This is a genomic window from Kitasatospora sp. NPDC059812 (assembly GCF_042732075.1).
GTDB lineage: Bacteria > Actinomycetota > Actinomycetes > Streptomycetales > Streptomycetaceae > Kitasatospora.
On sequence record NZ_JBHWIO010000054.1, the window covers coordinates 10979 to 32918 of the forward strand.

Annotated in this window: 22 protein-coding genes; 15 read left to right on the forward strand and 7 right to left on the reverse strand. The window is 73.3% G+C overall.

The window, feature by feature from the left end:
- Positions 1–178: 178 nt before the first annotated feature.
- The gene (locus ACFV6D_RS24685; protein WP_380561133.1) at positions 179–1150 is read right to left on the reverse strand and encodes a GlxA family transcriptional regulator; all 972 of its coding nucleotides are present in this window, start codon (positions 1148–1150) and stop codon (positions 179–181) included.
- Positions 1151–1347: 197 nt separating this feature from the next.
- Between ACFV6D_RS24685 and ACFV6D_RS24690 the strand changes: the two genes are divergently transcribed.
- From ACFV6D_RS24690 to ACFV6D_RS24705, 4 genes are all read left to right on the forward strand, one after another.
- Entirely contained in the window at positions 1348–2679 is a 1332-nt protein-coding gene (locus ACFV6D_RS24690; RefSeq protein ID WP_380423190.1) for an MFS transporter, read from the forward strand.
- Between the two features lie 45 nt (positions 2680–2724).
- A complete protein-coding gene (locus ACFV6D_RS24695; protein ID WP_063348161.1) occupies positions 2725–3252 on the forward strand; it encodes a GNAT family N-acetyltransferase in 528 nt (175 codons plus the stop codon).
- 137 nt (positions 3253–3389) lie between these two features.
- A complete protein-coding gene (locus ACFV6D_RS24700) occupies positions 3390–3734 on the forward strand; it encodes a DUF4229 domain-containing protein (RefSeq protein WP_063348160.1) in 345 nt (114 codons plus the stop codon).
- A gap of 29 nt (positions 3735–3763) precedes the next feature.
- Positions 3764–4954, forward strand: a complete 1191-nt coding sequence (locus ACFV6D_RS24705) for a LacI family DNA-binding transcriptional regulator (protein ID WP_380561134.1) — start codon at positions 3764–3766, stop codon at positions 4952–4954.
- 73 nt (positions 4955–5027) lie between these two features.
- On the opposite strand, the gene ACFV6D_RS24710 is transcribed toward ACFV6D_RS24705, so the two are convergent.
- On the reverse strand, positions 5028–6245 hold the full coding sequence (locus ACFV6D_RS24710) for an MFS transporter (RefSeq protein WP_063348159.1): 1218 nt from the start codon (positions 6243–6245) through the stop codon (positions 5028–5030).
- 423 nt (positions 6246–6668) lie between these two features.
- On the opposite strand from ACFV6D_RS24710, the gene ACFV6D_RS24715 reads away from it, so the two are divergent.
- Complete coding sequence (locus ACFV6D_RS24715) at positions 6669–8015, forward strand: dicarboxylate/amino acid:cation symporter (RefSeq protein ID WP_063348158.1); 1347 nt, start codon at positions 6669–6671, stop codon at positions 8013–8015.
- Between the two features lie 266 nt (positions 8016–8281).
- On the opposite strand, the gene ACFV6D_RS24720 is transcribed toward ACFV6D_RS24715, so the two are convergent.
- On the reverse strand, positions 8282–8485 hold the full coding sequence (locus tag ACFV6D_RS24720) for a cold-shock protein (protein ID WP_052580872.1): 204 nt from the start codon (positions 8483–8485) through the stop codon (positions 8282–8284).
- 368 nt (positions 8486–8853) lie between these two features.
- On the opposite strand from ACFV6D_RS24720, the gene ACFV6D_RS24725 reads away from it, so the two are divergent.
- From ACFV6D_RS24725 to ACFV6D_RS24750, 6 genes are all read left to right on the forward strand, one after another.
- Positions 8854–9756, forward strand: coding sequence for a menaquinone biosynthetic enzyme MqnA/MqnD family protein (locus tag ACFV6D_RS24725; protein ID WP_380561135.1), 903 nt, complete (start codon positions 8854–8856; stop codon positions 9754–9756).
- Positions 9757–9953: 197 nt separating this feature from the next.
- Entirely contained in the window at positions 9954–11174 is a 1221-nt protein-coding gene (mqnC, locus tag ACFV6D_RS24730; RefSeq protein WP_063348156.1) for a cyclic dehypoxanthinyl futalosine synthase, read from the forward strand.
- A gap of 16 nt (positions 11175–11190) precedes the next feature.
- Positions 11191–11907, forward strand: coding sequence for a hypothetical protein (locus tag ACFV6D_RS24735; protein WP_380344903.1), 717 nt, complete (start codon positions 11191–11193; stop codon positions 11905–11907).
- A gap of 247 nt (positions 11908–12154) precedes the next feature.
- Positions 12155–12742 (forward strand): hypothetical protein, encoded by a 588-nt coding sequence (locus ACFV6D_RS24740; RefSeq protein WP_159398455.1) that lies wholly within the window; start codon positions 12155–12157, stop codon positions 12740–12742.
- Between the two features lie 199 nt (positions 12743–12941).
- On the forward strand, positions 12942–13637 hold the full coding sequence (locus tag ACFV6D_RS24745; protein WP_063348153.1) for a demethylmenaquinone methyltransferase: 696 nt from the start codon (positions 12942–12944) through the stop codon (positions 13635–13637).
- 134 nt (positions 13638–13771) lie between these two features.
- The gene (locus ACFV6D_RS24750) at positions 13772–15061 is read left to right on the forward strand and encodes a geranylgeranyl reductase family protein (protein ID WP_063351195.1); all 1290 of its coding nucleotides are present in this window, start codon (positions 13772–13774) and stop codon (positions 15059–15061) included.
- Positions 15062–15124: 63 nt separating this feature from the next.
- On the opposite strand, the gene ACFV6D_RS24755 is transcribed toward ACFV6D_RS24750, so the two are convergent.
- The 3 genes from ACFV6D_RS24755 to ACFV6D_RS24765 form a co-directional block, all read right to left on the reverse strand.
- Positions 15125–15487, reverse strand: coding sequence for a MazG-like family protein (locus ACFV6D_RS24755; RefSeq protein ID WP_063348152.1), 363 nt, complete (start codon positions 15485–15487; stop codon positions 15125–15127).
- Between the two features lie 103 nt (positions 15488–15590).
- Positions 15591–16289, reverse strand: a complete 699-nt coding sequence (locus ACFV6D_RS24760) for a peptidylprolyl isomerase (protein WP_363371732.1) — start codon at positions 16287–16289, stop codon at positions 15591–15593.
- A gap of 85 nt (positions 16290–16374) precedes the next feature.
- Positions 16375–17058 (reverse strand): TetR/AcrR family transcriptional regulator, encoded by a 684-nt coding sequence (locus ACFV6D_RS24765; RefSeq protein ID WP_380561136.1) that lies wholly within the window; start codon positions 17056–17058, stop codon positions 16375–16377.
- A 94-nt stretch (positions 17059–17152) separates the two neighbouring features.
- On the opposite strand from ACFV6D_RS24765, the gene ACFV6D_RS24770 reads away from it, so the two are divergent.
- Together ACFV6D_RS24770 and ACFV6D_RS24775 are read left to right on the forward strand one after the other, a co-directional pair.
- Positions 17153–17818 carry a CatB-related O-acetyltransferase gene (locus tag ACFV6D_RS24770; protein ID WP_208869079.1) on the forward strand — a complete coding sequence of 222 codons (666 nt, stop codon included), beginning with the start codon at positions 17153–17155 and terminating at the stop codon, positions 17816–17818.
- A gap of 230 nt (positions 17819–18048) precedes the next feature.
- Positions 18049–19074 (forward strand): DMT family transporter, encoded by a 1026-nt coding sequence (locus ACFV6D_RS24775; protein ID WP_380561137.1) that lies wholly within the window; start codon positions 18049–18051, stop codon positions 19072–19074.
- A gap of 13 nt (positions 19075–19087) precedes the next feature.
- Here ACFV6D_RS24775 and ACFV6D_RS24780 read toward each other — a convergent pair whose 3' ends face one another.
- The gene (locus tag ACFV6D_RS24780) at positions 19088–19642 is read right to left on the reverse strand and encodes a hypothetical protein (protein WP_380561138.1); all 555 of its coding nucleotides are present in this window, start codon (positions 19640–19642) and stop codon (positions 19088–19090) included.
- Between the two features lie 193 nt (positions 19643–19835).
- On the opposite strand from ACFV6D_RS24780, the gene ACFV6D_RS24785 reads away from it, so the two are divergent.
- Positions 19836–20960: a sensor histidine kinase gene (locus ACFV6D_RS24785; RefSeq protein WP_380561139.1), complete on the forward strand. Its 1125-nt coding sequence runs from the start codon at positions 19836–19838 to the stop codon at positions 20958–20960.
- The gene (locus ACFV6D_RS24790) at positions 20957–21637 is read left to right on the forward strand and encodes a response regulator (protein WP_380344892.1); all 681 of its coding nucleotides are present in this window, start codon (positions 20957–20959) and stop codon (positions 21635–21637) included. The genes ACFV6D_RS24785 and ACFV6D_RS24790 overlap by 4 nt, the downstream gene beginning before the upstream one ends.
- Positions 21638–21940: the final 303 nt, after the last annotated feature.

Here is a 21940-nt window from a genome sequence, read left to right on the forward strand (position 1 = left end):
TGGGGTGCGGGGGTGTGGGTTGTCGTTCTCTCGTGGCGTGGAGTGTGGGGCGGTCGGCGCCGGGGGGTGGTGGTGTGCGCGAGCCGCCCCCCCCCCCGCCGTCCGATCCGCCGTCGTCCGGCGGCGCTTTCCGGCCACTCGGCCGAGAGCCGTCCAGGGCACCTGAAGCCGCCCGGGGTCACCCGGAGACGGCGCGGAAGGTTCGCCGGTAGGCGCTCGGGGCGACGTCCAGCCGGCCGCGCAGTTGCAGCCGGAGCGAGGCGGCGGTGCCGAAACCGGACTCCCGGGCGACCTGGTCGATCGTCAGGTCCGTGCGCTCCAGCAGCTGCCGGGCCCGCTCGGTGCGCTGCACGGTGAGCCACTGCCCGGGGCTGGCGCCGGTCTCCTCGCGGAAGCGCCGGGTGAAGGTCCGCAGGCTCATGCCCGCCCGGTCGGCGAGCCGGCTCAGCGCCAGCGGCTGGTCCAGGTGTTCCAGCGCCCAGGCGCGGACGGCGGCGGTGCCCTGGCCGGTGGAGTCCACCGGGCTCGGGGCCTCGACGTACTGCTTCTGGCCACCCTCGCGCCACGGCGGCACCAGGCAGTTGCGGGCCACCGCGTTGGCCACCGCGCTGCCGTGGTCGCGGCGGACCACGTGCAGGCACAGGTCCACCCCGGCGGCCACCCCGCCGGAGGTGAGGACGTCGCCGTCGTCGGTGTAGAGCACGTCCGGGTCCAGCCGCACCTTCGGGTACAGCTCGGCGAAGCGCCGGGTGTAGCGCCAGTGGGTGGTGGCCGGGCGGCCGTCCAGCAGCCCGGCGGCGGCCAGCAGGAAGGACCCGGTGCAGATCGACATCAGCCGGGTGCCGGGCCGGATCCGGCCCAGCGCGGCGGCCAGTTCGGGGGTGAAGGCGGCGTCGACGGTGGCCGTGCTCGCGTCGGCGGAGGCCGGGATCACCACCGTGTCGGCCCGCTCCAGCAGTTCGGGCCCGTGGTCGACGCTGATCCGGAAGTCCGCGCTGGTGGCGATCGGCCGGCCGTCCAGCGTGCAGGTGGCGACCTCGTAGAGCGGCCGCCCGGCCGGGTCCTTGGCGCCGCCGAAGATGCGGGCGGGGATGCCGAGTTCGAAGGCGATCACGCCGTCGAGGGCGAGTACCGCGACCAGGTGGGCCATGCCGTTCCCCTTCGGTGGTGCGGCCGCCCGGACCGGTTGGGTCGGTCGGGTCGGTCGGTCGGGTCGGTTGGTTCGGTTCGGTTCGGGCCAGTCCGGCCGGTTCGGGCCAGGGTATGCCGGGACCGTGGCCCGATTCTTGCGAAAGCTGTCATTCAGGCCACTCGTCGCGGCCGCGCCGCTTCGGGACACTCGTCCGCGTGACCGAACGCAACGCCCCCGCCCCCGCCCCCGCGCCCGCCCCCGAAGGACCCGTCCGCCCCGCCCGTCCGACCCGCTTCCGGGTGCACTACGCCTGGGTGGTGGCCGGTGTCTCGCTGCTGGTCCTGCTCGGCTCGGCCGGCTTCCGGTCCACGCCCAGCCTGATGATGGACGCCCTGCACAACGAGTTCGGCTGGTCGCTCGGGACGATATCCAGCGCCACCTCCGTCAACCTGACCCTCTACGGCCTCACCGCCCCCTTCGCCGCCGCCCTGATGGACCGTTTCGGCGTGCGCCTGGTGGTGGTCTGCGCGCTGCTGACCATCTCGGTCGGCTCCGGGCTCACCATGCTGATGCGCGAGCCCTGGCAACTGGTGCTCTGCTGGGGCGTGCTGGTGGGCCTGGGCAGCGGCTCGATGGCCGGCGCCTTCGCCACCACCATCACCGGCCGCTGGTTCCAGGCCCGCCAGGGCCTGGTCACCGGCGTGCTGACCGCCGCCGGGGCAGCGGGAAACCTGGTGTTCCTGCCGGTCGGCGCCTGGCTGGTCGAGCACCACGGCTGGCGCTCGGCGGTGATCGTGGTCTCGCTCGCGGCCAGCGCGGTCGCCGTCCCCGTCCTGCTGCTGATGCGCGAGCGGCCCGCCGACCTCGGCCTGCTCCCGTACGGGGCGACCGAGGAGCCGCCGGCGCCCGCCGCCGACGGCCGCGCCCTGACCCGCTCGCTGCGGGTGCTGCGGGACGCCGCCCGGAGCCGGGCGTTCTGGCTGCTGTCCGGCTCCTTCGCGATCTGCGGCGCCACCACCGCCGGCCTGGTCGGCACCCACTTCATCCCGGCCGCCCACGACCACGGCATGCCGGTGACCACCGCGGCCGGCCTGCTCGCCATGATCGGCGTCTTCGACGTGGTCGGCACCATCTTCAGCGGCTGGCTCACCGACCGGGTCGACTCCCGGATCCTGCTGGTCACCTACTACGGGCTGCGCGGGATCTCGCTGCTCCTGCTGCCGCAGCTGCTCGCCGGCTCGCTGCAACCGCCGATCCTGGCCTTCGTCATCTTCTACGGCCTGGACTGGGTGGCCACCGTGCCGCCGACCGTCGCGCTGTGCCGCCGGCACTTCGGCGGGGACGCCCCGATCGTCTTCGGCTGGGTGCTGGCCAGCCACCAGATCGGCGCGGCCGTCGTCGCCGGGCTGGCGGGCCTGGCCCGCGACGCGCTCGGGAACTACGACCTCACCTGGTACGGCGCCGGCGCCCTGTGCGTGGTCGCCGTCGGGCTCTGCCTGGCGCTGCGCACCAGCCGGCCGGACCGCCCCGTCCCGGCCCTCTCGTAGGGCGGGCCGGGGGCCTGTCGGACCGGAGGGCTAGGCTCCGCGACCATGGCGCTCACCTTCACCCTGGACCCGAAGCTCGACCCGGACCTGCGCACCGCCGTCGTCCGACTGTGGGCCGACGTCACCAACGCCGGCGGCGCGGTCGGCTTCGTGGCGCCGGTGACGGAGGACGAGGTCTGGGACACCGCCGACCACCAGTTCGCCGGGGTCGAGCCGGACGGCCCGGACCGGCTGCTGGTCGCCCACGAGAGTGACACCGGCCGGCTGGTCGGTGTCCTCTTCTTCGAGTCGATGCGCTTCGACCTGATGGAGCACTGGCGGATGCTCAAGCGGGTCATGGTGCACCCCGACTGCCAGGGCCGCGGCTACGGTGCCCGGCTGCTCGCCGAGGCCGAGCGGATAGCCCGGGAGTGGGGCCTGGAGAGCCTGCGGCTGACCGCGCGCGGCGGCCAGGGCCTGGAGCGCTTCTACACCCGCTGCGGCTACCGGGAGGTCGGCCGGGTGCCGGCCGCGATCCGGGTCGCCCCCGGGGACGACCGCGACGACATCACCCTCTGGCTCGACCTGCGCTGAGCGGCGGGTCCGGTCGGGCGGCGGCGGGCGGGGGACGGGCGCCCCCTTCCCCTCGCCGCCCGTCAGGCATGCTTCACTGGGAGACCGGCCCCCGCCCAGACCAGTGAAAAGCCAGACCAGTGAAAAGGATGTGTCCCGTGAGCAGCACCGGCCAGGAGAAGTCGCACGCCACGCTCCGCTACACCTCCCTGCGGGTCAGCATCTTCCTCGGCTGCCTGCTGGTCGCCCTGCTGCTCGGGCACTTCAAGATCATCCCGGTCAGCGGCCAGGCCGGCGTGATCTTCCTGTTCCTGCTGGCCGCGATCGCGTCCGCGCCGCTCAGCTACGTGCTGCTGAGCCGTCAGCGCGACGACATGTCCGCCCAGATCACCACCAAGGTCTCCGGCCTGCGCAGCCGCACCGCCGAGCGGATCGCCGCGCAGAACGCCGAGGAGGACGCCGTCGACGAGGCGGCCCGGACGGCCGCCGTCCGGCAGAGCTGACCCCGGCCGGACCCGCGACCGCAGCCGCCGTGCCCGACTCCGCCGCCTCGGACGCCTCCGCTTCCGACCCCGACCCCGCTTCCGCTTCTGCGGCTTCCGAGCCCGGACCGGCCGACCCGCCGTCCGGGCCGTCCGCGTTGCGCGGGTCGTCCGTCGAGGCGGCGCCCGTCGAGGCGGAGGCCGGGACCTGGCCGGCCCCGGTGCGCCGGCCCACCGGCCGGGACGTGGCCAGGCTCGCCGGGGTCTCCCAAGCCACCGTCTCACTGGTCTTCTCCGGCGCCGAGGCCGGCCGCAGGGTCTCCGACGCCACCCGGGAGCGGGTCCGGGAGGCCGCCCGCAGCCTCGGCTACCGCCCGCAGGCGGCCGGCCGGCAGCTGCGGCTCGGCCGTAGCGGGATGATCCTGCTGGCGGTGCCGAACATCCTCGGCCCGTTCTTCGGCCGGGTGCTGGAGGGCGTCCACGAGGAGGCCGGCCGGCACGGCCTGGCGGTCGTGGTCAGTTCCGGCTGGGGGAGCGCCACCCTCGCCGAGGCCGCCACCACCAGTCGTTTCGACGGCCTGCTGATCTGCTCCCCGGACGACAGCCAGCTCGGCGAGCTGCCCGCCGACACCCCCGCCGTCTTCCTCGACGCCGACCCGGGCACCGACCGGGCCCGGCCGACCGTCGAACTCGACGTGGCGGGCGGGATGCGCGCCGCCGTCGAGCACCTGGCCGGGCTCGGCCACCGCCGGATCGGGCGGCTGCGCTCCACCCACTCCGCGTACACGTTCCGGGTGCGGCAGGCCGCGTTCGAGCAGGTCGCCGCCGAACTCGACCTGGAAGTCGTGGAGTTGGGTGTGAGCCTGAACGAGGGCCAGCCGGCCGCGCGGAGCGTGGCGCACCGCCTGCTGGAGCGCCCGGACCGCCCGCGCGCGGTGATCTGCGACGACGACGTGGTCGCCTCCGGGGTGTACCAGGCCGCCGCCGAGCTGGGGCTGAGGGTGCCGGCCGACCTGTCGGTGGTCGGCATGGACAACGTCGCGGTGGCCGCGCTGCTGGCCCCGCCGCTGACCACCGTCGACCTGCCCGGCGAGGAGCTGGGCCGGGTCGGCGCGGCGGCGCTGGCGGGCCTGCTGCGCGGCGAGCGGGCGGCGCCCGTCCCGCCGCTGGCCACCTCGCTGGTGCTGCGCTCCTCCACCGCGCCGGCGGTCGGCGGGCCGGGGCGGGGCGCGAAGCAGTAGGTAGTAGTAGGGGAGAACGAAAGACCGCGCCCGCCGGCCAGACCCCGGTGGGCGCGGTCGTCTGTGGGGGGCCTCAGCCCACCGGCACCGGCTGCACCGGCTGCACCGACGGCGCCGGCGGCACCGGGTGGAACCAGCGGCGGGCGCCGAACAGCAGCAGGGCGCCGAGGGCGATCCCGCCCGCCGCGCACAGCGCCACCGGCCGCAGCGAGTCCTCGGCCAGGTTGCCGGACACCGCGTAGCCGAGCGAGTTGCCCGTCGCGAACAGCGTCACCAGCCAGGCGAACGCCTCGGTCACCGTCCCGGTCGGCGCCAGCTCGGCGACCAGCACGAACGCCGCCGCCAGCAGCGGCGCCAGCCCGATCCCGGAGAGGAAGGCCAGTGCGGCCATCGGGTACGGCCCGGGCAGCAGCACCAGCGGCAGGTAGGACGCGGCCATCGCGAGCGCCATGACCCAGGTGCGGGTGGCCGTGCTGCTGCGCCACTTCACCGCGCCGTAGGCGAGCGCGCCGAGCAGGCCGCCGAGCGCCGCCAGCGCCAGCAGGGTGCCCGCGCCGCCGGGCAGGGCGTCGGCGTGGTGCTCGGCGTAGGCGATGAACAGCACGTTCTGCGCGCCGACCGCCCAGCCGGCCCCGGCCAGTCCGACCAGCAGCAGCACCAGGCCGGGGGAGCGCAGCGGGCCGAGCAGCCCGGCAGAGTGTGCGCGGGCCGGGGCGCGCCAGGCCTGGGCCGGGGCGGTGGTGGCCACGATCAGCGCGCCGGCCAGCCCCAGTCCGGCGGCCATCCAGAGCGCGGCGACCGGGCTGAACAGGCCGGCGATCCCGGCGACGGCCAGCGGGCCGGCCACGTAGAGGATCTGCTGGGAGGCGGAGTCGAAGGCGTAGGCGGTGTCGAGCTGCTCCTCCTCCACCACGTCCGGCCAGAGCGAGCGCAGGCAGGGTTCGAGCGGGGGCATGGCGAGCCCGGCGATCGCGGCGCCGAGCGGGGCGGCGATCCCGGAGCCGGGGGCGAGGGCGAGCAGCGCGTACCCGCCGCCGGCGAGCACGGCGGAGGCGAGCAGGACGCGGGGCTGCCCGGTGCGGTCCACGATCCGCCCGAGCACCGGCCCGCCGACGGCGGCGGAGATCGCGTAGGCGGCGGTGGCCAGTCCGATCCGCCCGTACGGCGCGCCGGCCTCGCGCAGGGCGAGGGCGATCACCAGGGCGGTCATGCCGGCGGGCAGGCGGCCGAGCAGGGTGCCGAGGAGCAGGCGGCTGACGTGGGGGGCGCGGAGCAGGGCGAGGTAGCCCATCGGCGTCTTCTCCGGTCTGGGCAGGCGAGGGCGGGGACGCCGTCAAAGTTATACGTATAACCGCTCAGCGGTCAATCGGGCCGGTGGGGATGATCTGATGGTGCGTCAGCTTCGTTCGTGTCCGGATCTCACCCCAACCTCAAACAACTACTTTGAACATCTCAAACCTTTGCTGCTAATGTGTCGGCCATGACCACCTCAGACGCATCGCGGAAGAACGGCCAGGGCTCGCTGCCCGGCGCCGCCCGCCGGTGCGCTCTGACCGGTGCTGTGGACAGCCCGCGCCGTTGTCGCGCCACGAGCTGTATCCCGGCGGCACGCCCCTGACCGGGGGCCGGGACCTCCCCACCCGGCCCGCGCGCCGTGCCGCCTCCTCCGCCACACCCCACCGTCAGCAACGCCCTCCCCCGGAGCCGCACCGTCATGTCCACAGCGCCCGAGGCGACCCCGTCGCCGTCCGTGCTCGCGAGAATCCGCAAGACCCCGTTCTGGGTCCAGATCGTCGGCGGCCTGCTGCTCGGCGTCGGCCTGGGCTACCTGGCCCGCGCCGCCGACATCTCCTGGCTGGCCACCACCCTGGAGACCATCGGCAAGATCTTCGTCCAGCTGCTCAAGCTGGCCGTCCCGCCGCTGGTGTTCACCGCGATCGTGGTGAGCGTCGCCAACCTGCGCAACGTCACCAACGCGGCCCGCCTGGCGACCCGCACGCTGCTCTGGTTCATGATCACCTCGCTGATCGCGGTGGCCGTCGGCCTGGGCCTGGGCCTGCTGACCAACCCCGGCCAGGGCACCAACCTCAAGACCGACGGCCTCAAGGCGCTCGACTCCAAGGGCTCCTGGATCGACTTCCTGACCGGGATCTTCCCGACCAACATCGTCGACGCCTTCGCCAAGGTGAACGTCCTGCAGATCGTCTTCATGGCGGTCGTGGTCGGCGCGGCGATCATCAAGCTCGGCAGCAAGGCCGAGCCGGTCCTCAAGCTCAGCGAGTCCGTCCTGGAGCTGACCCAGACCGCCCTGTGGTGGGTCATCCGGCTCTCCCCGCTCGGCACCCTCGGCCTGATCGGCAAGTCCGTCGCCAAGTACGGCTGGGACCTGCTCAAGCCCTTCGCCACGCTGACCCTCGACATCTACGTCGGCTGCGCGCTGGTGCTGTTCGTCGTCTACTCGCTGCTGCTCAAGTTCGCCGCCGGCCTGAACCCGGTCAACTTCTTCAAGGGCGCCTGGCCCGCGATCCAGCTGGCCTTCGTCTCGCGCTCCTCGGTCGGCACCCTGCCGGTCACCCGCCGCGTCACCGAGCGCCTCGGCGTCCCCAGCGAGTACGCGTCCTTCTCCGTGCCGTTCGGCGCCACCACCAAGATGGACGGCTGCGCCTCGATCTACCCGGCGATCGCCGCGATCTTCGTCGCCCAGGTCTACAACATCGACCTCGGCATCCGGGACTACCTGCTGATCGCCTTCGTCTCGGTCGTCGGCTCGGCCGCCACCGCGGGCCTCACCGGTGCGATCATCATGCTGACGCTCACCCTCTCCACCCTGGGCCTGCCCCTGGAGGGTGTCGGCCTGCTGCTCGCCATCGACCCGATCCTCGACATGATGCGCACCGCGACCAACGTCGCGGGCCAGGTGCTGGTACCGGTCCTGGTGGCCTCGCGGGAGAAGATCCTCGACGTCGCCGCCTACAACCGCCCCTCCGGCGACCTGTACGAGGACGCGCCGTCGGCCGTCGTCCCGGCGCAGGCGGACAAGGCGGCCCCGGTGGCCGCCTGATCCCCGCCGGCTCGGCGACAAGGGCCCGCTCCAGCACCGTTCCCCGGTGCGGCAGCGGGCCCTTGTGCGTGCCACTGGGGCGCGGGGGCGCGGGTGCTGGCGCGTGCTCGTGTGCTGCTCTCCGGGGCGGCGGCCAGGGGAAAAGGCAGGGGGCCCGCCGGTTGGGCGGGCCCCCTTGGGTGTTGCTCTTGTGCTCATGGTGACGGCTGTCGGGAGCCGCCGACGGACCCGCTGGGGTCCCGAGCGATCAGAACATCAGAAGATGGTCAGATGGGGGTGACGTTCTCCGCCTGCGGGCCCTTCGGGCCCTGGGTGACGTCAAAGTTCACCGCCTGGTTCTCCTCCAGCGAGCGGAAGCCGCTCGCGTTGATGGCGGAGTAGTGGACGAAGACGTCGGGGCCGCCGCCCTCCTGGGCGATGAAGCCGAAGCCCTTCTCAGCGTTGAACCACTTGACGGTTCCCGTGGCCATGCCGTTCTCCTTGCGAGGGACGTGTCGGGGCCACACCGTGTGGCACCCGGTCCGCTGCGCTGATCGCCCTGCCTCCGGACGAGTCCGAAGTTTTTCGATATTGCTGAAAAACTACAAAAAGCCCGCGGTTACATGCTCCGCAGGCTTCAAGTACTGCAAGGGGAATCAAACTGCAACTGAGGGCAACGCTAGCATGCGGTCGCTGTGACGACCAGGGGTGAACTGCGGCCCCCACGACGCGTGTCGTGGGCCCTCGCAGGCGCGTCCCGCAGGCCTCGCGAGCGCGTGTCGGGTGCCCGGTGCAGGCCTTTGTGAACAGCAGGCATACGCTGCGGGAAAGCGCACGAACAGTACAAGGGAGCGGCGCAGTGGCAGCACCGGACGGACAATCGTGGGAGCCCCAGGAACACACCCCGGTCAGGCCTCGCGTCGGCCACATCCAGTTCCTGAACTGCGTACCCCTCTACTGGGGCCTCGCCAGGACCGGCAACCTGCTGGACCTCGACCTCACCAAGGACACCCCGGAGAAGCTGAGCGACCAGCTCGTCGACGGCTCGCTGGACATCGGTCCGATCACCTGCGTGGAGTACCTGCGCAACGCCGACGACCTGCTGGTCCTGCCCGACATCGCGGTCGGCAGCGACGGCCCGGTGATGTCCTGCCTCATCGTCAGCAAGGTGCCGCTCGCCGACCTGGACGGCCGCCGCGTCGCCCTCGGCTCCACCAGCCGCACCTCCGTCCGGCTCGCCCGGCTGCTGCTGGAGGAACGCGAGGGCGTCCGCCCCGACTACTTCAGCTGCCCGCCCGACCTCAGCTCGATGCTCGCCGAGGCCGACGCCGCCGTCCTGATCGGCGACCCGGCGCTGCGCGCCTACCTCGGCCAGGCCGCCGACCTCGGACTGACCGTCCACGACCTCGGCGAGATGTGGAAGGAGTGGACCGGCCTGCCGTTCGTCTTCGCCGTCTGGGCCGTGCGCCGCGAGTTCGCCGAGCGCCGTCCGGAACTGACCGCGGCCGTGCACCGGGCCTTCCTGGAGTCCCGCGACCTCTCACTGGTCGAGGCCGCCAAGGTCGCCGAACAGGCCGCCCGCTGGGAGGCCTTCGGCGCGGACGTGCTGGAGCGGTACTTCAGCGAGGCCCTCGACTTCTCGCTCGGCGAGCGGCAGCTGGCCGGCGTCGCCGAGTTCGCCCGCCGGGTCGCGCACGACAGCGGCTTCGCGTCGGACGTCGCGGTGCGGCTGCTGGAGCCGGCGGCGCTGCCGGTCGGCTGAGTGCGGCGGGGCGCTCCGGTGCTCCGGTGCGCCGGCTCAGGTGCTCAGGTGCTCAGGTGCTCCGGGGCCGACGGGCAGCGGGCTGACGCGGACGCTCGAAAGGCCTGGCGTAGGCTGGTTCGGCCGTACCCGGACGCCCGTCGTCCGGGGGCGGCAGCGCCGAGAACTGCAGTATCCGAGAGAGAGAAGGCGGCCAGGTGACCGAGCTCGCAGCGACCACCCTCGATGCGCCCAGCACCGATTTGCAGGCCGTGCTCGACCGGGCCGCCGGCGGTGGCCGGATCACCCCGGAGGAGGCGCTGGAGCTGTACCGCTCGGCGCCGCTGCACGCGCTCGGCTCCGCCGCCGACGCGGTGCGCCGCCGCCGCTACGCCGGTACCGAGCACATCGCGACGTACATCATCGAGCGCAACATCAACTACACCAACGTCTGCGTGACGGCGTGCAAGTTCTGCGCCTTCTACGTGCCGCCGAAGAGCGACAAGGGCTGGTCCCGCGAGCTCGACGAGATCCTGCGCCGCTGCGCCGAGACCGTCGAACTGGGCGGCACCCAGATCATGTTCCAGGGCGGCCACCACCCGGACTACGGCGTGGAGTACTACGAGCGCGCTTTCTCGGCCATCAAGGCCGACTTCCCGCAGCTGGTGATCCACTCCCTGGGCGCCTCCGAGGTCGACCACATGGCCCGGATCTCGGGCGTCTCGATCGAGGAGGCCATCACCCGGATCCACCGGGCCGGCCTGGACTCCTTCGCCGGCGCCGGCGCCGAGCTGCTGCCCGCGCGGCCGCGCAAGGCGATCGCCCCGCTCAAGGAGTCCGGCGAGCGCTGGCTGGAGATCATGGAGGCCGCGCACGGCCTCGGCGTGGAGTCCACCTCCACCATGCTGATGGGCACCGGCGAGACCAACGCCGAGCGGATCGAGCACCTGCGGATGATCCGCGACGTGCAGGACCGCACCGGCGGCTTCCGGGCCTTCATCCCCTACACCTACCAGCCGCAGAACAACCACCTGAAGGGCTCGACGCAGGCCACCGTCTTCGAGTACCTGCGGATGATCGCGATCGCCCGCCTGTTCCTCGACAACATCGCCCACATCCAGGGCTCCTGGCTCACCACCGGCAAGGAGGCCGGCCAGCTGTCGCTGCACTACGGTGCGGACGACCTCGGCTCGGTCATGCTGGAGGAGAACGTCGTCTCGGCGGCCGGTGCCAAGCACCGCTCCAACCTCACCGAGCTGATCCACCTCATCCGGGCCGCCGACCGCGTACCGGCGCAGCGCGCGACCACGTACGAGCACCTGCGGGTGCTGGACGACCCGGCCAACGACCCGGTGGACCCGCGGGTCGCCTCGCACATCGCCTCCACGGCGATCGAGGGCGGCACCGCGCACCCCGAGCTGAAGATCCTGGACAACTGAGGCCCGGGGCACCGCCGTGCTGACCCTGCACCGGGCGGCCCTGGTGCTGCCCGACCCGGCCGACCCCACCGCCCCGTCCCTCCCGGACGGGGCGGTGCTGGTGCGCGGTGACCGCGTCGAGGCCGTCGGACCGTACCGGGAACTGGCCGCCGCGCACCCGGGGGCGCGACTGCGGGACTGGGGCGCCGCGGTGCTCACGCCGGGGCTGCGCAACCCGTACGGGCACCGGCTGCTGGAACACGCCTACCACCCGGACCCGCGCGAGGAGATCGGCGTCGAGCCGGTCGCGGACGGGCTGACGGGCTCCGCCGACGAGGGGCGCTGCGGCGCGAGCGCCCGGCGCGGGCTGCAACGGATGCTCGGGTTCGGGGTGACGGCGGTGGCCGGGCCGTTCGAGCGGGCCGCGGTGCGCACGGCCGTGGCGCGCTCCGGGCTGGTCGCGCTGCCGGGCGGCCCTGGCACGGGGGGTGGCCCTGAGGCGGGGAGTGGCCCAGGCGCCGGGGGTGGCCCTGGTGCGGTGGGCGCGGGGGACTGCCTGCTGGGCCTGGGAGACGGCCCGCTGGACCCGCTGTCGGTGCTGCCGCTCGCGGCGGCCGTGCACGGCCGGGTGGCGGCGGGCGGCCGGGCCGACTTCGCGGTGTTCCCGGCCGTTGGGGAGGGCTTCGCCCAACCATCGCCGGGCGGTTGCCTGGCCGCCGTACTGGGCGGGCGGTTGGTGTACCGGCGGCGCTGAACGAGGCCGGGAACCGGGCGACGTACTCGCCGGTAGTCGGACTTCCTTGCGGCGTACGGCACTTCCTTCGTGTGCCGCCGAACTCCACTGTCCACCCTGTGGGGTGATTCCCCCTTCGCCGTGACCTGAGGGCCCGCCAGCGGATACGATCCCGGACAGCTCACTCCGTACCCTCACCACCTACCGCCCGTGCCCGCGGGTGGCGGGGCCGTGTCCCAGGCCCCGAAGGCAAGCCAGGACAGGAACCATGCGATCCGCGACCGTCCCCCCGCCGCGATCCCCGCGGATGGGCCGTGGTTGGTACCTCGCCGCCGTGCTCAGCGCCGTGCTGGCCGTCGGCATGTGCCTGCTCGGCTGGCGCCAGGCCGACCAGGCCGACCGGATCGGCGCCCACCCCGTGAGAGTCGAAGGCGTCGTCACCCAGCTCCCCACCGGCGGCGGCTCCTACAGCGCCGTCAGCTACCGGGCGTCCGGCCAGTCGCACACCGCGGCCGCGCTGCCGCTCGCCGACGGCGCCAGGATCGGCGACCCGATCTGCCTGGAGCACGCCGCCGACGACCCGGGCGCGGTGCGGATCTGCGGCGACACCTACCCGCAGCCGGTCGGCGTCGGCCTGGCCCGGTTCAGCGTGCCGGTCGCGGTCGGGATGTTCGTGATCTGCGTGCTGCGCATCCGGCGGCACCGGCGGGCGCTCGCGGTCCGCGCCGGGCAGGGCCGGCTGGCCACCACCGTCGCACTGGCGACCGGGGCGCTGGCCGACGGGATGCCCGCGATAACCCACGGCAAGCGCTCCCGGCGCCGGCGGCGCGCGGGCGGGCGGCGCGCGCAGCACTGACGGGGCGCGCAGCGCCGGTGGGCCGGGTGGGGCGCCGGTGGGCTGGGCGGGGGAACTGGGCGGCGGGGGCGTGCGGCGACGTCCGTGCGACGGGTGCCGGGTGGACGGGTCTGTGCGGCGGGGCCCGTGTGGCGGGTGCGGACGCCCCGCGGCGTGCCCCGTTGGTCGGGCTGTCGGCGCCAGGGTGAACAATGGGGGCGTGACCCGAGCCTCTCTGGACAAGCAGCCGCACGAAGTCGCCGCCATGTTCGACGACGTCGCGGCCAAGTACGACCGCACCAACGACGTGCTGTCCCTCGGCCAGGCCCGCGCCTGGCGCCGGGCGGTGGCCGAGGCGGTGGCCGCCGGACCGGGGGACCTCGTGCTCGACCTCGGAGCCGGCACCGGCACCTCCTCGCTGCCCTTCGCCGAGGCCGGCGCGCAGGTCGTCCCGTGCGACTTCTCCGTCGGCATGCTCGTCGAGGGCAAGCGCCGCCACCCCGAGCTGCCGCTCACCGCCGGCGACGCCACCCGGCTGCCGTTCGCGGACGGCACCTTCGACTCGGTGACGATCTCTTTCGCGCTGCGCAACGTCCAGGACACCGACGCGGCGCTGCGCGAGATGCAGCGCGTCACCAAGCCCGGCGGCAAGCTGGTGATCTGCGAGTTCTCCACCCCGACCTGGACGCCGTTCCGGACGGTCTACACCGAGTACCTGATGCGCGCCCTGCCGCCGGTCGCCACCGCGGTCAGCAGCAACCCGGACGCGTACGTGTACCTCGCCGAGTCCATCCGGTCCTGGCCCGACCAGCCCGAGCTGGCGGCCCGGCTGCAGGAGAGCGGCTGGTCCAAGGTCGCCTGGCGCAACCTCACCGGCGGCATCGTCGCGCTGCACCGGGCGTACAAGCTCGGGTAGCCGCTGCACCGGCGGGATGGGGGCGTGGTCGTTTCCGGCGGCGGGGACGGAACTAGACTGCCGGAGACAAAAGCCGCCGTCCCCACAGCCGCAGCTCCAGGAGAGTGTCCACCGTGTCCGAGACCGCAGCCGATCTGACGAAGCCGGACAGCCCGGTCGAGAGCACGGCCGACGTCATCGTGGTCGGCGCGGGTCCGGCCGGGTCCACCACCGCGTACTACCTCGCCCAGGCCGGGCTGGACGTGCTGCTGCTGGAGAAGACCGCGTTCCCGCGCGAGAAGGTCTGCGGCGACGGCCTCACCCCCCGCGCCACCAAGCAGCTGGTGGACATGGGCATCGACGTCTCCACCGAGAACGGCTGGCTGCACAACAAGGGCCTGCGCATCATCGGCGGCGGCGTCCGGCTGGAGCTGGACTGGCCCGAGCTGTCCGCCTTCCCCGACTACGGCCTGGTCCGCAAGCGCGCCGACTTCGACGAGCTGCTGGTCCGTCAGGCCGAGAAGGCCGGCGCCCGGCTCTACGAGCGCTGCAACGTCAGCGGGCCCGTCCTGGACGAGCGCACCGGCCGGATCGTCGGCGTCACCGCCAAGCTCGGCGACGAGAAGCGGCCGGTCACCTTCCGTGCCCCGCTGGTGGTCGCCGCCGACGGCAACTCCACCCGGCTCTCGCTCGCCATGGGCCTGCACCGCCGCGAGGACCGCCCGATGGGCGTCGCCTACCGGACGTACTTCACCTCGCCGCGCCACGACGACGACTACCTGGAGTCCTGGCTGGAGCTGTGGGACACCCGCGGCGGCCAGCGCAAGCAGCTGCCCGGGTACGGCTGGGTCTTCGGCATGGGCGACGGCACCTCCAACGTCGGCCTCGGCATCCTCAACTCCTCGCCCGCGTTCGGCGAACTCGACTGGCGCGAGGTGCTCAAGGCCTGGTGCGCCGGCATGCCGGAGGAATGGGGCTACACCCCCGAGAACATGACCGACCCGATCCGCGGTGCCGCGCTGCCGATGGCCTTCAACCGGCAGCCGCACTACACCCGCGGCCTGCTGCTCGTCGGCGACGCGGGCGGCATGGTCAACCCGTTCAACGGCGAGGGCATCGCCTACGCGATGGAATCCGGCCAGATCGCCGCCGGCGTCATCGTCCAGGCCCACGCCCGGGTCACCGAGACCGGGCGCGAGCGCGCTCTGCAGGGCTACCCGCGCGTCCTCAAGGACGTCTACGGCGGCTACTACACGATGGGCCGCGCCTTCGTGAAGCTCATCGGCAACCCCAAGGTGATGCAGATCGCCACCCAGCGCGGCCTCACCCACCCGATGCTGATGCGCTTCACCCTCAAGATGCTCGCCAACCTCACCGACCCGCAGGGCGGCGACGCGATGGATCGCATCATCAACGGCCTCGCGAAGGTCGCGCCCAACGCGTAGCGGGCCTGGGCCTTCCTTCCGGTCCCCCTGGTCCCCCCGGTCCCCCCGGTCCTTTCCAGGACCTCAAGGCGTCTCCTCCGCCGCCTTCCGCTCCCCGTCCGCCGGGCGGCGGGAGGCGGCGGAGCGCTGTTCGACGTAGGCGAGGCGGTCGGCGAAGACCCGGGCCGCGTCGGGGGTGAGCGTCCGGAGGGCGACGAGGGCGGTGAAGACGACGTCGCAGAGCTCGTGCTGGACGTCCTCCCAGCTGTGGGTGACGCCCTTGCGCGGGTTCTGGCCGGTGGCGCCGATCACCGCGGCGCCCACCTCGCCGACCTCCTCGGAGAGCTTGAGGATCCGCAGCAGGCGCTCCTCCCGGGGCGACTGCGTGCCCTGCTCGTCGAGCCACGCGACGAGGTGGTCCACGCTCTCCCAGATCCGGCTGTCCATGCGCGCTGCTCCCGTGCGGTGTCGTTGGTGCTGCCACCGTACGGGAGGCGCTGCCGACGCACGGGAACGGCGTGGGGGCGGGCGGTGAGGGGCGGGCTCCCGGTCAGCGGGTGCTGATCTTCACGTGGCGGATGTTCACGGGGAGGGTGGGGAAGCCGTCGCCGGGGTTGTTCTGGTCGTCCTCGCCGCCCGCGGCGATCTTCTGCAGGACGTCCAGGCCCGCCGTGATCCGGCCGAACGGGGTGTAGGCGGGGGAGAGCTTGGTGTCCTTCCAGACGAAGAAGAACTGGCTGCCGTTGGTGTTCGGACCGGCGTTGGCCATCGCCACGGTGCCGGCCGGGTAGGTGGCGCCGGTCAGGTTCTCGTCCGGGAAGGAGTAGCCGGGCCCGCCGCTGCCCGTTCCGGTCGGGTCGCCGCACTGCAGGACGTAGAGCCGCTGGGTGGTGAGGCGGTGGCAGTGGCTGCGGTCGAAGTAGTCGTGCTCGGCGAGGAAACGGAACGAGAAGGTGGTGCAGGGCGCCTTGTCGGTCAACGCCTGGAAGGTGATCGCGCCCTGGCTGGTGCGCAGGGTGGCGCGGTAGGGCTGGGCGGCCTTCTTGGCGTCGAAGACCGGGATGCCCTTGAAGTTGTCGGCCGGCACCGCGGGCGTGTAGGTGCAGGCGGGCGCGGGCGGCGTGGTGTCCGCGACGGCGGTGCCGGTGCTCGCCGTGAGCGGGAGGACGGTGGCGACGGCGAGCAGAGCCCAGGGTGCGCGCTTCACGTGACGGGCCTTCCGAAGGGTGGTGGACGGCGGGGTTGGCATGGCGCCATCATCCACGCCGGGGCGGCGATCCGGTAGGGGGCGGTAGGGAGCGGTGGGGTTCAGGCCCCGTCGGGCGGGTGGAGGGTCAGGAGGACTCCGGGGGAACGGGGTTGGCCCGGGGGGCGGGGGTGAACAGTCCGGCGCGGGCGGCCAGTGCGGCGGCGTCGGCGGCCCGCTCGGCGGTGCGGGCGTCCAGCGGCTCGCCGGTGACGAACAGCCGGTAGTAGAGCGGGGCGGTGGCGGCCCGGACCACCTCGGCACCGTCCGTTCCGGTGGGCAACTCGCCTCGGGCGACGGCTCGTTCGGCGACCTCGGCGGCCTGGCGGTGACGGGAGGCGAAGAAGGCGCGCAGGGCGGTCGCGCCGGTGTCGGAGCGCTGGGCGGCCAAGATCAGCGCGGTGGGGGTGGCCCCCAGGTCGGGATCGGTGAAGACGGTGAACACCTCCTGGGTGATCAGTCGCAGGTCCTCGCGGAGGTCGCCGGTGTCGGGCAGCGGCCAGGGCTGGTCGGCCGAGGCGGTCAGGGCGTCCGCGACCAGGCCGTCCACTCCGCCCCACCGCCGGTACAGCGTCGCCTTGTGGACGCCGGAGCGGCTCGCGACCGCCTCGATGGTGAGGTCGTCGTACCCCCTCTCGGTGACCTCGGCGAGCGTGGCGGCGACCACCCCCTCCCGGACCCGGGCGCTGCGGCCGCCGGGGCGCGGGGTCGGGGTGCGGGGCTCTGGGTGGGTCGTTTCGAGGTGAGTCGGCTCCGGGGCGTTCTCGTTCAAAGTCGACTCCAGTCGCGTTAAGGCTTGCTGCGGTGTGGCGGTCGTGCCATGCTCATCGTAATGCGACTTTGGTCGCGTTACGAGAGGAGCCTGCGTGACCGCCACCGCCATTCCCGACCCCACTGCCCTGCACCCGCTCGCCGGCCACGACCGGGTCGTCCTGCTGCGCCCGCTCGTCACCGACCCGCGGATCGAGGTCGGTGAGTACACCTACTTCGATGACCCCGAGGGGGCCACCCGCTTCGAGGAGCGCAACGTCCTCTACGCCTACGGACCCGAGCGGCTGGTGATCGGCAAGTACTGCGCGATCGCCACCGGGGCCCGCTTCCTGATGGCCGGCGCCGCCCACCCGACCATCGGCGTGTCCACCTTCCCGTTCACGATGTTCGGCGGTGAGTGGACCGAGCGGACCCTCGACCTCGTGACCGGCCTGCCCAGCCGGGGCGACACCGTGATCGGCAACGACGTCTGGTTCGGCTTCGGTGCCACCGTCCTGCCCGGCGTCCGGATCGGTGACGGCGCGATCATCGCGGCCGGTGCGATGGTCACCGCCGACGTCGAGCCGTACACCATCGTCGGCGGCAACCCGGCCCGGCCGATCCGGCGCCGCTTCGAGGGCGCCGACGTCGAGCGCCTGCTCCGTGCGGCCTGGTGGGACTGGCCGGTCGAGCTCGTCACCGAGCACGTCCGCGCCATCATGTCCGGGACCCCGGCCGACATCGAGGAGATCGCCGCGGCGAACGGCCTGCTCGCCCGCTGACCTGCCGGGCCTGGGAAAGGCGTTGGCCCCGGGGACGCTGGATCCCTCCGGAGATCCAGCGAGTTACGGCAGGGCGTTGATCACGGGTGGGCCGGTGCGGGAGGATGGCGTCCCCCTGCTCCATGCCCAGCCCCGTCGATAGCTGTGCCCTTCGCCCAGCTCCAGGGTCCGTCCGACGCCGTACGGTACTCGCGCCCCGCCGGTTCCGTTCGCTCGGAGGGATCTGACTCATGAGTGCCTCCCTGTCCATGTCTTCGTCCTCATCGGCCCTTCGCGACCTGCCGGTTCTCCTGGTGGCGGTGGTGTGGGGGTCGAGCTTCCTCGCCGTCCAGCGGGTGGCGGAGCCCGGGACGGCCGTGGCGATGCTGGTCCTGCGGTTCGGGCTGGTGCTGCCGCTGCTCGGGATGGCCGCCTGGCCGGCGCTACGGAGGCTGAGCCGCGCCGAGTGGCTGGGCGGCGGCGCACTGGGGCTGGTGCTCAGCGGGATCTTCCTGCTGGAGACGTACGGCGCCGTGCACACCTCCGCCACCAATGCCGGGCTGATCATCAGCCTCGCGATGGTGCTCACCCCGCTCGGCGAGAGCGTCCTCAGCCGGACGGCACCGCCCCGCGCCTTCCTCGCGGCCGCCGCGCTGGCCGTGCTCGGCGTCGCCCTGCTCACCGGGGACGGCGGGCTGCGCCCGCCTTCGCTCGGCGACCTGCTGGTGCTGGGAGCTGCCCTGGTTCGCTCGGCCTTCGTCCTGGCGACGGCCCGCGTCCGCGCCGTCCGCGAAACCGACATGCTGGCCCTGACCTGGGTCCAACTCGCCGTCGCGACCGCCGTGTTCGCGGCCGTCGCGCCAGCCGTAGGGCCGTCGCCGTGGGCCGTCGCCCGCTCGTACGGGCCCGGCCAGTGGGCCTGGTTGCTGCACCTGTCCCTGTTGTGCACGCTGTTCGCCTTCTTCGTTCAGATGTGGGCTGTCCGCGCCACCTCGCCGTCCCGGGTGAGTCTGCTGCTCGGCACCGAACCGCTGTGGGCCGCCGTCTTCGGCATCACCATCGCCGGGAACCGGATGGGGCCGCTCGCCCTGGTCGGCGGAGCCCTGGTCGTGGTCGCCACCGAGTGGGGCCGCCGCATCGCTCCCGCCCCCGTCCCCGCTCCCGCCCCCGTCCGGCGCGGGGAGTCCGAGGTCGTCGAGTCCGAGGCCGCTGGATCTGTTGTTGCCGAGTCCGCGACCGGGGTCGGGGAGCGGGGCCCGGAGCCGGCCCCGGTGTGATCCGCTGTGGTGGTCACCGGCGACTCAGCGTCCGACGGGCGTAGTCGATGGTGACCGCGCCGAGCAGCGGACCCCATGCCACCAGCGGCAGGTAGGCGAGGGTCATCACCAGGCCGGCGGCACCGTGCGGGGAGTCCGGCTCCGCCATGTTCCGGCCCCAGCCGCCGACCGCCGCGGTTATCCCGAGCACGGTCAGAAACGCCGAGCCCAGCGCGCCCGGAACGATCGCGGCGAGCGGGTGCACCGCCCGGCCGCCGATCAGCGGGATCCAGCGCGGCGCCAGCTGGCCCCAGGGCCGGACCAGCCCGACGGTCAGGAAGGCCAGCGCTTCGGCCAGGGCGCTCAGCACCACGACGTAGACCGTGCCCCAGCCCGGCTGGTGCTCGGCGTACCGTGCGGCGGTGGCACCCGTGAAGCCGACCGGGATGCCGAAGCCGAACGCGATCCGCCACAGCCCCGAGGGAACGGTGGTCAGCACGGTGGCCTTGGCGGCGAACTCGGCCCAGCGTGGTGCGGGCGGGACGGCCGGACGGGTGGTGGTCCGGGCGTTGATCGCGAGCTTCGACATGGTGGTGAACTCCCTTCGCGGCCGGCGCTCCGGCCGCTTCGATGGCTCAAGCCTGGCCGTTCCACGCGGCGAGCGGCAGCTGCCGATCGGGCTGTTCTCCCTGCTCAACAGGCCTCTGAAATATGCCGATCGGCACAGGCGGGCAACCTGCGCCGCGTCGTAACGTGACGGCAGTCGAAGGGAGGAGATGGCGATGAATCAGATGCTGGCGGTGATCGTCCCGGCCGTGCTTCCGCTGGTCCGGGCGGCGCGCAGGCGCCACGGCATGGCGGTCGTGACGGCGACGGCCGGGGCGATGTCGGCCGCGGTCACGGTTGCCGTCTGGCTCACCGGCCGCTGGACGGAGTCGGACCGGTGGCCCGGGCTGGTCGGCCTGGTCGAACTGGCCGCCCTCCTGCTGTCCGTGGTCCTCGCCCTGCGCGTCGAGGACGGCCTCCGGTGCGCGCTGGCGACGTGGACGGCTTGCGGCGCGGTCGCGCTCTGGCCGTCCCGGTTCGAGGCGATCGGCGGGCCCGGAGACGTGCTCACCCTCTTCGGATTCGGGTCGATGCTGGCCCTGCCGGCCGTCCTGACCGGGCTCTACCTGCGCGGCCTGGACGAGGGGCGGTGTCGGGCGGTGGCCGAGGCCAGGCGTTCCCAGCGGCTCGAACTGGCCCACGACCTGCACGATTTCGTGGCGCACGACGTGAGCGGCATGGTCGCCCAGGCTCAGGCCGGGGTGTACCTGGCCGCGGCTGACCCAGCCCGGGCGGTCGAGATGTTCGAGCGGATAGAACAGGCCGGGCAGCGGGCCCTGGCCTCGCTGGACCGGACGGTTCAACTGCTGCGCACGGAGGAGGGGAGCGGGCGCGGACCGCAACAGGGGCTGGCCGAGCTGGCGGAGGTGGCAGAACGGTTCACCGCCTTGGGCGGCGCCGAGGTCCGGGTGGAGCTGCCGGACGGGCCGGTCCCCCGGGAGGTGGAGGGCACGGTCCACCGGATCGTGGTCGAGGCGCTGACCAACGTCCGGCGGCACGCTGCGGGCGCCCGGACGGTCGAGGTCCGTGCCCGTCGCGCGGGCGGGTGGCTGGAGTTGACCGTGACGAACGACGGACTCGCACCCGGCGCGGGTGGGCGCCCGCGCGGTGGCGGCGGCAGCGGATTGCCGGGGCTGGCGGCCCGAGTGGAGGCGCTCGGCGGCACGTTCGCGGCAGGCACGGAGGAGCGGGAGGCTTGGCGGGTGGCGGCGAGACTGCCGCTGGAGAGGCAGGAACGACAGGAGAGTCAGGAGAAACCAGTGATTCCGGTGAGGACCAGTTCAGGGGAGAGGTGGAAATGATCGGCAGCACAGGGCCGATCCGGATCCTGGTCGCGGACGACCAGGCCGATGTCCGCACCGCGTTCCGGATGATCCTGGACGTTCAGCCGGACATGTCGGTGGTGGCGGAGGTGGCGGACGGCGCCGCGGCGGTGGAGGAGGCCCGACGGCTTCGACCGGACGTCGTGCTCGCGGACATTCGAATGCCGAGGCTCGACGGCTTGGAGGTCACGAGGCAGCTGGCCGGCGAGTGCAAGGTGATCGTGGTGACCACCTTCGACCTGGACGAGTACGTGCATACGGCCCTGCGGCATGGGGCGGCCGGCTTCCTGTTGAAGCGATCGGGGCCAGTGCTGCTGATCGAGGCGGTGCGGGCGGCGATGGCCGGGGACGCGTTGATCAGTCCACAGGTCACCGTCCGGCTGCTGCGGCACATGACGGCGCCCGGGAGCGACCGTACGGCCGGAGCGGGGCCTTCGGCGGCGGCGCCGCTGATAGCCGGCCCGATCGAGGAACTGACCGCGAGAGAAAGGGAGATCGCCGAACAGGTGGCAGACGGCGCGACGAACGCCGAGATCGGAGCGGGGCTGTTCATCTCGCCGGGGACGGTCAAGAACCACCTCGCCAACGTCCAGCGCAAGCTCGGTGCCCGTAACCGGGTGGGCATCGCGGCCTGGGTCTGGGAGCAGGGCCGGTAGCCGGTAACCGGCCCCGGTGAACGGTGGGGCGAGCCCGGACGCGGGCGCGAGGGCAGAGGGCAGCGGCCCCGAGGAAGGGCCCCCAGGAAAGGGCCCCAGGGAAGGCGGCGCGGGAAGGGCAGCGCACGGAGGTCGGGGCGCCGCGCGCTGGGCCGGGCATGGCCCAGCGCAGGAGAGGGTCGGGCGGGCGGCGGGCGGCGGGCGGCGGGCGGCGGGCGGGGTGGGGGAGGGGGAGGGGGAGGGGGAGGGCCCCAAGGACCGTTTCGCGCGCTTGTGAACGAAGGGTCAAGCGAGCGTTCGGCC